The sequence below is a fragment of the Bacillus sp. FDAARGOS_1420 genome (assembly GCF_019344915.1).
Taxonomy (GTDB): Bacteria; Bacillota; Bacilli; order Bacillales; family Bacillaceae_G; genus Bacillus_A; species Bacillus_A mycoides.
Genome location: NZ_JAHWJB010000002.1, coordinates 1,145,111 through 1,159,099, shown reverse-complemented (window position 1 = coordinate 1,159,099; position 13,989 = coordinate 1,145,111). Strand labels below are relative to the sequence as shown.

General features: G+C 33.7%; 13 protein-coding genes and 1 pseudogene. 2 read left to right on the top strand and 12 right to left on the bottom strand.

Annotated elements, in window-relative coordinates:
* Window positions 1–46 precede the first annotated feature (46 nt).
* Window positions 47–1,258 (top strand): IS110 family RNA-guided transposase, encoded by a 1,212-nt coding sequence (locus tag I6L50_RS16245; RefSeq protein ID WP_219302052.1) that lies wholly within the window; start codon window positions 47–49, stop codon window positions 1,256–1,258.
* Between the two features lie 178 nt (window positions 1,259–1,436).
* Window positions 1,437–1,727: pseudogene (locus I6L50_RS16240) on the top strand (LysE/ArgO family amino acid transporter); the annotation flags it as partial.
* 48 nt (window positions 1,728–1,775) lie between these two features.
* On the opposite strand, the gene bcbE reads toward I6L50_RS16240, so the two are convergent.
* From bcbE to I6L50_RS16180, 12 genes are all read right to left on the bottom strand, one after another.
* Window positions 1,776–3,026 (bottom strand): bacillibactin exporter BcbE, encoded by a 1,251-nt coding sequence (bcbE, locus tag I6L50_RS16235; RefSeq protein ID WP_080220952.1) that lies wholly within the window; start codon window positions 3,024–3,026, stop codon window positions 1,776–1,778.
* A gap of 217 nt (window positions 3,027–3,243) precedes the next feature.
* Complete coding sequence (locus I6L50_RS16230) at window positions 3,244–3,450, bottom strand: alpha/beta-type small acid-soluble spore protein (RefSeq protein ID WP_000113539.1); 207 nt, start codon at window positions 3,448–3,450, stop codon at window positions 3,244–3,246.
* Window positions 3,451–3,571: 121 nt separating this feature from the next.
* Window positions 3,572–4,414: a sugar phosphate isomerase/epimerase family protein gene (locus I6L50_RS16225; protein ID WP_113938254.1), complete on the bottom strand. Its 843-nt coding sequence runs from the start codon at window positions 4,412–4,414 to the stop codon at window positions 3,572–3,574.
* A gap of 14 nt (window positions 4,415–4,428) precedes the next feature.
* Window positions 4,429–5,433: a DUF6005 family protein gene (locus I6L50_RS16220; protein ID WP_219302051.1), complete on the bottom strand. Its 1,005-nt coding sequence runs from the start codon at window positions 5,431–5,433 to the stop codon at window positions 4,429–4,431.
* A gap of 22 nt (window positions 5,434–5,455) precedes the next feature.
* Window positions 5,456–5,731: a petrobactin biosynthesis protein AsbD gene (gene asbD, locus I6L50_RS16215; protein ID WP_219302050.1), complete on the bottom strand. Its 276-nt coding sequence runs from the start codon at window positions 5,729–5,731 to the stop codon at window positions 5,456–5,458.
* Window positions 5,728–6,966 carry an AMP-binding protein gene (locus I6L50_RS16210; protein ID WP_219302049.1) on the bottom strand — a complete coding sequence of 413 codons (1,239 nt, stop codon included), beginning with the start codon at window positions 6,964–6,966 and terminating at the stop codon, window positions 5,728–5,730. The genes asbD and I6L50_RS16210 overlap by 4 nt, the downstream gene beginning before the upstream one ends.
* Window positions 6,953–8,794 carry an IucA/IucC family protein gene (locus I6L50_RS16205; protein ID WP_219302048.1) on the bottom strand — a complete coding sequence of 614 codons (1,842 nt, stop codon included), beginning with the start codon at window positions 8,792–8,794 and terminating at the stop codon, window positions 6,953–6,955. The genes I6L50_RS16210 and I6L50_RS16205 overlap by 14 nt, the downstream gene beginning before the upstream one ends.
* Before the next feature lie 67 nt (window positions 8,795–8,861).
* Entirely contained in the window at window positions 8,862–10,670 is a 1,809-nt protein-coding gene (locus I6L50_RS16200) for an IucA/IucC family protein (protein WP_219302047.1), read from the bottom strand.
* 250 nt (window positions 10,671–10,920) lie between these two features.
* Entirely contained in the window at window positions 10,921–11,457 is a 537-nt protein-coding gene (locus tag I6L50_RS16195; RefSeq protein WP_113938248.1) for a GNAT family N-acetyltransferase, read from the bottom strand.
* A gap of 77 nt (window positions 11,458–11,534) precedes the next feature.
* Window positions 11,535–12,215 carry an MgtC/SapB family protein gene (locus tag I6L50_RS16190; RefSeq protein WP_002012374.1) on the bottom strand — a complete coding sequence of 227 codons (681 nt, stop codon included), beginning with the start codon at window positions 12,213–12,215 and terminating at the stop codon, window positions 11,535–11,537.
* A 174-nt stretch (window positions 12,216–12,389) separates the two neighbouring features.
* The gene (locus I6L50_RS16185; protein WP_002135778.1) at window positions 12,390–13,046 is read right to left on the bottom strand and encodes a YkyA family protein; all 657 of its coding nucleotides are present in this window, start codon (window positions 13,044–13,046) and stop codon (window positions 12,390–12,392) included.
* A gap of 14 nt (window positions 13,047–13,060) precedes the next feature.
* Entirely contained in the window at window positions 13,061–13,882 is an 822-nt protein-coding gene (locus I6L50_RS16180; protein WP_088039235.1) for a peptidoglycan-N-acetylglucosamine deacetylase, read from the bottom strand.
* Window positions 13,883–13,989 lie beyond the last annotated feature (107 nt).

Below are 13,989 nucleotides of genomic sequence, written 5' to 3'. Positions count from 1 at the left end.
GATAAGTGTAAGATGAAGACTTCAACTTTACGTCAGGAGGAACCTTATGAGACACGTAATTGCATTTGATATCAGTATGGGTAAAAGTTATATGGTCATTTATAATGCACAAAAACAATGTATCTTTGAAAAAGAAATCAAACATTCAAAGTCTGAATTTGAAGAGCTACAAAAAAAGATACATGAGCTTACCAATGAAACTGGCAAATCACCTGAAATTGTGTTCGAAGCAACAGGCATTTATTCCAGGCAGCTAGAACGATTTATGCAAGATAACCAATATACATATTGTCTATTAAACCCCTTAGAAGCAAAATTACAATGTGATTCCTTACGGATTCATAAAACGGACCGAAGTGATGCACATCGACTAGCCATTACTCATTTTACAGTTACCCGAAGGGTATCTCATAGAACGGACCACTTATTCCATCAGTTAAAGTCTCTTTCGAGATTTTATAGCGAACTGGATGGAGAATTATCGATGATTCGTAGTCGTATGCACAAAGTAATTCAATTAACATTTCCTGAATTAGAAAAAATGTTCACTAGTAAATCGGATCTATTTTTAAATTTTGTTCAACTATTTCCCCATCCAGATTGTGTTTTAAATCTTTCTAAAACAATCATAAAAAATCGTATTCGTGCCAATACCAATAAAAAAATATCAACTATCATGGCAGAGAAAAAGGCAATTCAAATACTTGAAATAGCGAAAAATTCCTATCCAGCCGTTTCACAAAATGATGTCCTATGTGATCAACTCAAGGTATACGCAAGGCGTTATCAAGAACTTCTTCATCAAAAGGAACATTGCATTAACAAGATGGTACATCTTGCCGAACAACGTGCAGAATATAGTATCATTTTGAGCCTTCCTGGAATTGGGCCAAATACAGCTGTACGTTTAATGGCTGAAATAGGAGATATTACTCGTTTTGCGAATAACAAGCAATTGAATGCATATGCCGGTATTGATATACGTCGCTTTCAATCCGGTAAAACTTTTTATAAAGATAAAATTAATAAACGTGGAAATAAACATTTACGAAAACTACTTTTCCTGATTATCCAAAACATGATTAAACAACGGCGTTACGGGCGAAATCACATTATAGGGTACTACGATAAATTAAAAACGCAACCCTATAACAAATGTCATAAAGTTGCGTCCATTGCGTGTGTGAATAAGTTACTGAAGCTTCTCTTTCATCTTATTACACACGATATACACTATGATTATCGGTTAACGGCCTAATATCATAGTTTTATTCATCATATCATATCTCCCCCTAGTAAAAAAACGAATCATATTAGGGGTATTTAGTATGCGTTATACGTGGATACATGTGTGATATAGATTTTTGGTACTCAATCCATCAAAAATCTATAAATACAGGTTGACTAATCGTAAGAAAAGCATGCCTTTAAAAAATCAAATTATTTTCGCCGCATCAGTTTCATTACTAAATCCACACGCAATTTTAGACACAATTGGTGTAATCGGAACAAACTCTATACAGTACATAGGAAGTGAGAAATGGGCTTTCACTTTTGCAACAATTATAGTTTCTTGGATCTGGTTTATTAGTTTAGCTTTTGCTGGAAAATTTCTAAAAGGATTTGACTCGACAGGAAAAACGATTATAGTATTAAATAAAATTTCAGGGCTAATCATATGGGGAGTCGCACTTTATATGTTAAAACAAGTTGTTTTTCCTAACTAATTAAAGAGAATTGCATGTTATGTAATTGGCATGCAATTCTCTTTCGCATTATGAAGTTGGTTCCGGTTTCTGTTTTAACATCATTTTATCTTTTGCTGGTTTAATCCAAATAATTGCTATGACAGCACCAATAGCAGCGAAGATGCTCGTTAAATAAAACACTTCATGGTCTGCCCCTTTCATAAAAAAAGAATACAGGGGTGGTCCAGCTGCTACACCGATAAATCGCATTGAACTATAAAATGACGTAACTGTCCCCCTCTGCTCTTTTTCAATCCCTTGTGTAATAAGAGCATCTAGACATGGTAACACCATACCAATTCCTCCACCCATAATAACGAGACAAAGAAGTAGCAAATAGATTCCTTTTAGAAATAAAGGTAAGAAGACAGATGCAGCAGCCAGTAAAAATCCAATATAGATACACTTTTTCATAATATCTTGTTTATCTCCAATTTTTTTACCAGCCATATATGAGCTAAGTGATAGTACAAGTAAAGGAATAGCGAGTACACACCCTTTCCATATACCATGAATATCGTACTTCGACTCCAGTATAGTTGACAGATAAAAAAGTATTCCGAATAAAATAAGCATAATAATTGCACCTAGTATAAAAATGGCAATTAACCATCTTCCCTTTTCTCGAAACGTAGAGATAATAGATTGAATAAATTCTTTAAGTGGTGGGACTTCTTCTTCTTGTTTCTTCGCCTTTACTAGTACCAGTAGTAAAACAATCGATATTACACATAAAACTGGAATCGCCCAAAATGGTAAGAACCATACAATAGCTGCAAGAGCTGATCCTAATATGGGACTCAATACTTTTCCAAATGTATTTGACGTCTCAATGATTCCTAAACCTGCACTAACCTGTTTTTCATCTTTGTATAAATCACCGACACATGGTATGACAACTGGCATAGCACCAGCAGCACCTATCCCTTGAATTGCTCTTCCGATAAGAATCCAAACGTAAGGGTTATCAACTTTCCATGATACCCATCCCGTTATCGCTCCTCCAATAGCTGCAATTAATAAACTTGGAACCATTACCATCTTTCGTCCCCATCTATCTGATAAATAACCAGCAATCGGTATAAGTATAATTGCAATGATAGAATAAATTGTAATTATCATGGATACTTGGAAAGATGAAATATGTAATTTCTTTTCAATGGTTGGCAGGATTGGAATAAGCATTGAATTACCTAGCGTCATAACAAGTGGAACTGATGCAAGTGCAATTAAACAACAGTTTTCTTTTTTTAACATGTTGATTTCGGAACCTTTCATCATATATTTCTTACCATATAATAGCCCTGCTGGAAATTATGTTTACATTCCACCAGGGCTATTTCATCTTTACTACTTTCCATTTACAACAAAAGAAATTGGGTAAAATATAGCATTACTCCTATTCTTTGAATCCTGTTCACAATATATCCATACCAATTAATTGAAAATAAAAAAGAAAGGAAGAATCCTTCCTTTCTCCTATAACCTTCTACATTTAGCGAGTATATCCGCCACCAAGCTGTTGTTCTGCCATCGCTACAAGGCGTTTTGTAATTTCACCGCCTACAGAACCGTTTGCACGTGAAGAAGTATCAGCTCCAAGCTGTACACCAAACTCTTGTGCAATTTCATATTTCATTTGATCTAGAGCTGCTTGTGCTCCATGTGATGCTAATTGATTAGCGTTACGATTTCTAGCCATTACCGATCACCTCCTTATATATATTAAACTGTATCAAATCCGAAATTAAATACATGGTAATTTTTGGTTATTGATAAAATAAAAAAAAGTCTCCTAAACGAGACTCTTTCATCATTTCACCTTATGAACTTACTACTTCTAATTTTCTATTCGTTAATGCTTTCATTTCTTCTTTCAATATATCTTTCGCATTATGCCCAAACCATTCAAGCGAAGCAAAATGATCAGTATCTCTCACTTCCCGGATGATTTCATCATAGTTTACAATACCTTCAAATAATGGAACCATTCCTATACGACTTCCAGCAGCGGCATATACATTATTTGGTTCAAACACGTGTAAATACTCCGCTGATGATATATTCTTAAAATGGTAATGTTGTATCCACGGCTTTAATCGATGAAAACTATCTACAGGGTCTGCACCAGACTCCCATATATGAAGAAAATCAAGGTTTATTTTTAAATATGGATGATTTACTTCTTCTAACAATTTCAAAGTAGACGGCAAAGTATCCGTTAACGTATTTGGATGTGTTTCTAATAGTATATACATATTATGCGGAGCAAATAGATCACAAATCATGCGAATTCGCTTCACATACTCTTTTCTCTCTTGTTCCGAGAAATCCTCACTACCTTTTTGCCCGGCAAACGTACGAATTTTATTTGTATTAAACCAATTAGCTAGTGTTACCAGCTGTTCACATTTTTCCATCGTTTTTTGAAAATCCGCTAATAATGATATGTCCAAGTAATCACTTATCATCGTAACTTCTAAATTTTTATCCTTTAAATAATCTATTTCTCGTTCTGTCGTTTCACGCTCTTGTATATATAAATTTTGTGCATGGGTCCCCCACAACTCAATTCCTTCAAAACCGTTTTCATATGCAAATTGAACAATATCAGTAAATGAAATTAGTTGATGGCGAAATGAAATTGTACATAGCGAATATTTCATTGGTTTGAACTCCCTTATCTTAAATTCAATGAACTTGTATTAGTTAAGAAAGACTGATTTGTTGTAATTTCTTTCCATAACAGAAACTGTTTCTCTAGTTCATCCTTGATTTGCAGTTCAATTGTATTCATTTCATCAAGTTTTTCAACAATTGGTAATAACATATCTTTATTATTTGTCATTGCCATTTTAATAGCACGGTACTGTACATTTGTAAATCCTTGTACAATGTCTTCCACTCGATCACACCAATAATCAAATTCTTGCTCCGAATATTGTAAAGTTTCACGGAAGTATGCAAAGGCATGTTCATAGCTATATTTACGTATTGCCAATACGGGTATTTGCTTTACTGCCGTTACGAGCCCGGAAAGTGAATACCCACCCTCTTCATTTACCATTTTTATTATTAATTTTTTTAATTCCATTGTTAGTTCATTATCATCTTTTTTGAATGTTTCCATGAAATAACTTTCTACCATCTCTTGTGTTGGCTCCTGAATTCCTTCTATATCAATGAAATAGCCTCCACCAAATGGGTTGTCTTTAACAGAATGGAGCACTTTTTCTCTTTCCATATTCCCTTCCCAGCGAAAATCAGGATCAAGCATGAACCATTCGTCTTCTTTCTCTGTCTTCGATATCATTAAGTAATGCGGAAACGGTTTTTGATGAAACTTATTTTCTCTCTCAGGCAATAAAGACATATCAACCATTACAATTACGTAACGATTTTCCGGCTTATTTTCTACTAATTCTAAAAATGTTTCTACATTGCTACTTTTATCTTTTGAATGATCGTACCATTCGTTCACTTTTATCCCATACAATTTTTCATACCAAAGCAAGTAGTTATCATGGTTAATGTTTTCGGAATGATAAGAAATAATCCCGCCTTCTGTTATATCAAAGTCTCCATCCCATAATCCGAAATAAAATGGACGGAAATCTATATCACTACGCCTTTTTATAATTTCACAAAAACAACTCACTAAACAGTGAACTTTAATTGAAGTCATACTCTCATCCACTTTCTTAAATTTAATTATTCATATTTGCTGCTTGTAACGGCTTTAACTCTTCCATAAAGTCAAGCAAAGATCCTACTGTAAGAAACGCCTTTGGATCTATCTCATCTTCTGGAACACATAACTTTAATTCCATTTCAATGTATACAATAAGCTGTAACATCATTACCGAATCTATATATAAATCTTGATTTAAACGCATCGTTTCTTCTAAATGTGTTACATTTTTCAGTTCCATTTTTTCTCTCATAATACTTAAAACTGCTTCTTTTAACATTTCACGACTCATGTTGTTATCTCTCCCATCTCTAATAACTTCCGACTTACTTTCCCTGTTTTATTTTTCGGAATCTCTGCTACATTTTCAATTTCATGTGGCACTTTATAAGACGGTAAATGCTGTATGCACCATTCTCTTATTTGTACTGGTTCAATACGAGAGACTACTTTCGCTTTTACTATTTCTCCCATCACAGGATGCTTGCCCCGGTATACAATTGCCTCCTGAATACCTTCTAATCGAAGCATCGTTTCTTCCACTTCTATAGGAAATACCTTTAGACCGGACACATTAATAACATCATCTATTCGCCCCATGAAATGAAGGCCTTGCTCAGATCTATAACCTAAATCTTTTGTATAAATCTCCTTTTCAGCAATTTTCACTACGATTTCTTCAGGTTCATCTTCATTTGAACCTATGTTAATACTTACATGAGGAAGTGGTTTTCCTAAATCCAAATGTGTTTCCATAGCATGACATATACTAATGCAACCAGCTTCAGAACAGCCGTACTGCTGCATCATGTATTTCGTCATGCCCTTTAACTTATAAAATAGCGTTTCTGACAAAGGTGATCCTGATGTCATAATTTTATGAAACTGAAAAGTCCCTTGTGGAAAACTCCCCATAATATGTAACATAAGTGGTACTGCGTATATGATATGTTTTTCGGTATTACGAACTATATTTAATGCGAATTTAGGGTTTTTATTTGTAATGATTATAGGCTTACTACCTCTCGTAATTGCTGATAACGTGCCACAAATTAATCCGTATGAATGTGAAACTGGAGCCATTACAATTGGCACTTCGTCTTCTTCACATTTTAAAGCTTCATTGTAAGCAGCAATTTCTGTTTCAATTTCCGTCCATGCTCTACGAATCAGTTTTGGCTCTCCTGTTGTACCTGAACTATATTGCAATAAAGACGGTTCTTCTTGTAATAGATTTGGAACTTCTAATTTTGTAAAGTCGTTACTTTCTCCGTATAAAAGTGCAGTACACTTTGCGCGCTTTGCCATTTCAATAGCTGTATCCTTTGGCGTATCTTCATGAATAAGTAGTACAGATGCTCTTTTTTCTTTTAGGAAAAACACAAGCGTAATAATATCGAATGGATCTTTCAGACAAAATGCAAATCTATTTCCTTCTGCTTCTTGAAATTGTTCCACTCCCTCGTAACCTTGTAATCTCAATTCAAAATCATATTTGCTAAATTCTTGTTTATTAACGATTAGCATGATTTCCCCCTGTAACAACTGATTTTTGTATTGTAAGTTGCTTTGCTCTATACAATGGATTTGGAACTTCATGAACAAGCGATTCCACATCCATATATAAACGACGCTTCGTTAATTGCTCTGCATGAAATGTAGGTGCATATAATTGTAATGCTTCAAAACGTTCTTTCAAATGCGAAAATCTTTCAAAATGATCTTCTATTTCTTCAACAAGAATGATCCAAAATTGTTCCTCTTTCAACTGATACTCATCTGCCAGCACGAAAGCCAGTTCACCTAGATTGAATAGGAAAAGCGCATCTAAAACCATTTCTTGTAAACATTCAATACGGTCCATTTCAAAGAAATCATTCATTTGACCATTCGCATATGTTTTATGCATTTTAGTAAAGTCAGGACGTTTTTCGAGTTCTTTCAAAAATGGACGATAAAACTCCAGTCCTTCATGAAAATCTTTTAGTGCAATACGGACTGGTATTCCCTCTTCATGAACTAAAATCATGTTTTGTCCATGTGATTCTAATGCGACTCCATGCTCTACAACGAGGTGTACAACTGGGATAATTGCTTTTTGAATAAGCAATTGTAACCAGCTTTCTACTCCATATCTCTTTAACCACAAATCAATAGTTGGTGTCCCATTTTTTCCCTTGGCATATAAACCGTTAAATGGGATTGCCTCTTCTTTCTTATCTAAATATTTGTGAACGCTTTCGCGCCAAATACATCCTAATGAGCCATACGTAGCTTTTTTATTCGCATCGTACGTAACACTCGAAAATTCATTTAACAAAATTAAACGCGATTCATCCCTTAAATAAGGGTCATGATTTACTATATCTTTTAACCAATTCGATATAGCAGGTGCACTCACAACCGAATGTGGTTTTAATGTACGGATAGTTGAAGTATTGAGTAAATTCATTGATAACTTTACATATGGTTTCTCTCGATTCGTAACATTTCTTAATGTCCGCATCGACTGCTGCGCGCAATAATCATCTTCTGATTTCCCTAAATAAATAATATATTTATCCTGTATATGGTCAGTATAATTCGGAATAATAAAGTTCTCCCACTGCCAAGGATGAACAGGTATAAACATGTACTTCTTCGAATCACAGTCCATTGTTCGAATACGATCCATATACTCTTCGATTTTCTTTTCACCAATTTCTTCTTTAAAGGTACAGTTATAACTCTCTTCACTTTCATATCCTACAGTCGTATATTTCTCATGAACTGCAATCCATATAATTTTCATTGGTTGCATAAATTCAAATCCATATTGAAAATTATCACGATATTGAAACCCGATGCGTGCTTTATAACTAGGATGATACGGGTGTCCATCTATTAAATGACTTTCAAGCTCATCATAAGATTTCGCAAGATAGTCTTCTTCACAACTTCTCTCATATTGTGCAATCGTATCTTTAAAGATTGTTTGTTCTAATTCTTGAATAAAAGAATCCAATTTCGTTCGATCCACTTGAACAATCCGAAAAATCTCCTGTAAAAATTGTGAAACTGATTGTATTTCTTCTTCCTCATCTTGAACTCTCATTATTAATGAGTCATGTAAACAAATACGCCCAAATGTCATACGTTCTTGCCCATAGCATTGGTACATTACATTTTGATCCTTTTCATCAAGACCTTGTATAATAAAAAGTATTTGCTCTCCCTTTTGTATACGAATCGGCGTAATGATTTCTTCATAAATTAACGATTCTACTAATTGCCGGAATACTCTTCTTCTTACTGAAATGTACTCTTTTGATTGGAGTGCCTTCAATATTTTCATGTGATAAACTTCTTCTTTCATAAATCCCTCCGCTATAATACGGAATATCAAATTCCATTATTTGTATTACGTGAAATTTTAGCACTACTTATGAACGAACAGCCACTTCTCTAACGAGTGGATTATCTACTTGTACATAAATTGCTTGCTCTAAAGGATTTGTCAGTTCATCAACATCGAAAAATCTCGTTAGCAAATTTGCTTTACATGCCAATTTATTTTCTTCCAACAATTCACTTAAAAATGTAGAAGGTTCGCGGTTATATGGACGGAACGCTTCAAGTACAGACCTTAATTCCGAAAGAAGAATTTCCTCCTTTATTAATCCTGCTGTACCAAAACCGTTAATTAGTCCAAACATATGATTAAAAATTAAATAGTAACGAAATCTTTCATCTACAATGTAATCGTCATATAAATTCCCAGTACGTTCGCCAATACCCGCTAGTTCATTATCTAGCACTGACTTCATTGAATTGCAGAAATAAAAACCTTGATTATCACGGAAGTAAAACTTAACTGGATAACCATCTTTCAATTGAACAACACTATTTTGTTGATGCGCTTCTAATGCAACGCCATAACGTAAATACATCCATACCATCGGCTTTAAAGAGATATTCATATATCGTCTAAACCACTCTAAACTTACTTCTTCACAGCTTCTACCTTCTAAATCCGCTAAGTGATGAATAATATTCGATAAACGAGTACGTTCTCCCGGTATAGCATCTTGAACTAGTCCTGCAATTAAAGTAACGTCATTTGCATGTTCACTATAAAAAGGATTCTCTCGAATAATCACTTCAAATCCAGACTCTTTTGCTCCATAATTTAAGGTAATAAAGGCTGGATCACAAATAAAATCAAAACCTGGATACTTTTCTAGTACTTCACCAATCGACGTATTTAACATTTCCTTCCCTTCAAGGCCACTCTCAAGTTCCTTCAACTTATTAATGCGCATTGAATTTGTTACTTTCACCGGAAATGAAAACTTAAGCATATATTTCGAATGAGGATGATATAGCGTCCTAAGTGATGATGTTGCCATATAATACTTACCTACGGGACCCATATACTCAAGTACTCCTTGATTTATCCACTCTTGTACATAAGGTTGATGTAATAGCCATTCTGCTTGTAGCGGATGGATTGGAATTAATGAATATTCATCTTCTTGACAGTACTCTTCAATAAATTCTTGACCTACCTTTTCATCGTTCTTTAATTCCTTTTTTATCATCGCCGTTGTAGAATCTTGTAACAATGACTTTTCACTTACTATACTTTTATGTGCCCGAAAATAGTGAAGTTGGCACTCCCCTTTTAATTCAGGAGAATACATGGAACTTTTCCAATCCAATATACCTTGTCTACTCTTTGGTGTAGGATGAGTTAAATGTCCAAATAATAAAGATTGCTCCGCCTCAATAAAAGTTGTATGGAAACCATATAATGCAGATGTATCTTCTGCTCTTTTTTTTGTAAATTCCTCAATATTTTGACAACTACGAATAACTCGAAGCATAAGTTCAGCAGGGTTAGTTCCTTCTCCATAGTTGATAGACATCTCTTTTATTAAAAATGTAATAACTGTAACGTAATCTGCTTTTATAACAGTTTTAGTTTCTCCGATTTGATAATAAAACTGTTCTCCAAACAAATGGCGATCTGTTGATGATTTATATATAACTTCTCCATACAAAGTAACCTTCTGTGCCGATAGCCGACAACATAAATATGTGGGGACTATATTTCTATTCAACGTATTACTGAAGATACTTTCTATTCTTTCATCCTCTGTAATCCATTCTCCACTCCCTGTTTCTCTTAAATAACAGTTTAAAAAGCTTTGTATTGTTGCATGTTCCGCGATTTGTTTCGCATGCTGCATACTGCTCCTCCTCTTTTAGACGAACACTATCATTTTTTTGTAAAACTTCTGACAGTTGAATTTTATTATCAACTATGATTCTAATTGATAATGATAATCATTTCAAGAAATATTTCAGAATTTTTTTATCTAGCTAAACTTTTCACCTTTTCAAAACATTTAATCCGGCAACAAAAAAATACACCAATATAATAATTGATGTATTTTTTCATTCTCGCAGATTAAGTTTACATAATAATATTATCGTATTCTAATTTGATAGTGATTTGTATAAACAATCCATATCTCGCCAAGCATATGCTATTTCTTCTACATTTAGTCTTTCTAAAAGTTTCGTGTCAATTTTTTCCGGATTATATTTTTCATAAAACTTTTTAGAAGGATTATTAGCAACAACCCAAACTAACAGAGATTGCATATTATCTTTTTTACATTCCGATAGCAATGCTTGAAATAATCTTTGTCCTATCTTCATTCCTTGATATTTTTGTAAAATGTATATTGCATATAATTCCCCATCACAATTATATGTACCTGTTCTTTCAACTCCCCCATCGATAAATCCGATAATTTCCCCAGTTAACGTCTCTGCTACAAATCTATATTGTAGATTGTCTTCTTTTTGAAAAATGTTTTCCCATTGCTTTTTTCTTTGTTCAAATGTTAAATTTTCTAAAATTTCGTTAGCGAATATCCCAGTATACGTTGTTTTCCAACTATCCACATGCACTTTCGCTATTGCCGCAATATCAGATTTCATTGCCTTTCTAATATGTATCTCCACCATACTCATCCCCCTTAGAAAATAATTATAGCAAAATGTTTTGTATGCATTAAAAAAAGAGTGAATTTTCATCACTCTTTTTATCTACTTTCAACTTCTACTGAAACAACATGATCGATTTCTTTTAAAGAACTATATAATTCAGTTGTATATAAATCTTCTGGAGCTAAAATGACCATTTCCAATTGCTGAGATGCCCCATTATCAATATCTTTAATTTTCACTCGTTTCACTTGCATATTTAAATTTTTAATTTGCTTAAAAATCCCGTCTAACTCTCGATGTTTGTTTACGGTAATTTTTATAGATAAGTCCTTTTGTCTTAATGAATAAGGGCCTGCAATTTTCACAATTTGCGGAAGTACGTTAATCGCTAATATAATTAAAATCATAGCAACCGTCGCTTGTATATAAAACCCTGCACCAATCGCAATACCTAGTGCTGAAGCGGCCCATACCATAGAAGCTGTCGTTAATCCTGAAATAACGTCATTATTTCTTCGTAAAATTACCCCTGCTCCAAGAAAACCGATCCCACTAACAATTTGAGCAGCGAGACGCATTGGGTCCATGTTTGTATGACCCGGTACAGAATAAACATTCACTGATTCAATTGAAACCATTGTAATTAAACAACTCGCTACGGAAATAACCATACTTGTTTTCACACCAAGCGGTTTATTCTTTAGCTGCCTATCTATTCCGATGAATAATCCTAAAAAGAGTGCTAAACCTAATTTGAATAAAAATTCATATGACATAAATTCTTCTCCTTACTTTACAATGTTTCCCTTCGAATATTTTACTATAACTCTTTTATGATATCAATTCCAGTCTTTTCTATTCATTTAACGACAAAAGCCGAAAAAACATTTTTTATTATAATGTTTTTTCGGCTTTTTCTATAGATTTTTTATCGGGATTAAGATACTTCTTTATTTTTGTTCTTTAATTTTAATTTGTGCATCTTTATAAAATGCTAACTTATTATCATTATACTCTTTTGTATGTTTATTAAATTGTTCTTTTGCCTTTTGCGCTTCCACATTTAACTCATTAACAGTTTTAACTTTTTCACCAATTTCTTTTAACTTCGTTTCTTTTACTTTTAATTTTTCATACAGTTCTTTTTCAGTCGCTAACGCCTTCGTGTAATTCTCATTCATCTTTTGGAAGGCATCATAACGATTTTTATACGATTCTTCTACTGTTTTTGCTTGTTTTTGTAATTTTTTATCTTCGAGTTTTTCAATATTTTTTTGAACGGGTGTCGTTTCTTTCTGCGCTTTTTCTAACTGTTCCTTCTCGTTTTTCAATACTTTTTCACGCTCGTCTACATTTGCAGTAGCTTGCTCTATTTTCTTTGAAACTGCTTCATTATGCTCTTTACCTTCTTGTAAAATTTGAGAATAAAGTTCTTGTCCTTGCTTTTCTAACTTCTCTAATTTTTTTGTGTCATCTGCTAAAGATTTTTCTTGTGTAGATGCTGCTTCAAAAGCCGTAAATAAATTTTCTTCTGGCTTTTCACCGAAACAACCTGATAATAATCCTACTGATAATGCTCCAACTACTGCTACTTTTCCATATTTCAACTTCAATTCCTCCATTACATACGGTTATCATGCCAGAGGTTCACGGGGAAGTGATTCTCTTCATGATATGCTTCAAACTCATAACCTTTTTCTTTTAGACCCTTTAAAATTGCTGGCACAGCAGCAACTGATTGCGGGTGAATGTCATGCATTAAAATGACTTCTTGCGGTTTTGTTGCACCAGCTAATACATTTTGAGCGATTTGCGCTGCCGCTGCATCCACTGGTACTTTATTGTATTTCCAGTCTAAAGAGTCAATTGTCCAGTCCCACACTTTAAGACCACCCTCTACTACTTTGTTTCGAAGGTCTTCATTTAAACCAGGCTTCGACCCGTATGGTGGACGTGTTAATTGAGGTGATTTTCCAATAATATTTGCGATTAAGCTTTGATCTTCTTTCATTTCATTAACATATTCGCCATTTTTATATAACTTCGCAAAATTGTGTGTCATACTATGCATTCCAACATAATGTCCTTCTGCATTTTCACGTTTTACTAAATCAGGAAACTGTTTTACATTCGCACCAATTAAAAAGAATGTCGCCTTCGCATCATGCTGTTTTAACATATTTAATAATTCAGCCGTATATTTTCCTGGCCCATCATCAAATGTAAGATAAGCAACTTTTCTTTCCATTCCGTTAAAACGACTTGGCGCCGTTTTATTCATTTCAACTTTCTGTTGTTCACTTGCAAGCTGCACTATATTTTCTTGCTTCGCAACAGCTTTTGCTGGTGAAGTAATAGATTGAAACATGAAATACCCAATAGCTACTATTGCAATCGCTACTGAAACAACTGCAACTCGTTTAATTTTAAAAGCCTTTTCCATTCTATCGAATTCCTCTCCCTATTAATCTTATATATAAATCACCCAATATAATTATACATCTATTTATTTTATTACACTATATAAACAATCTAAAATATGAATTATAA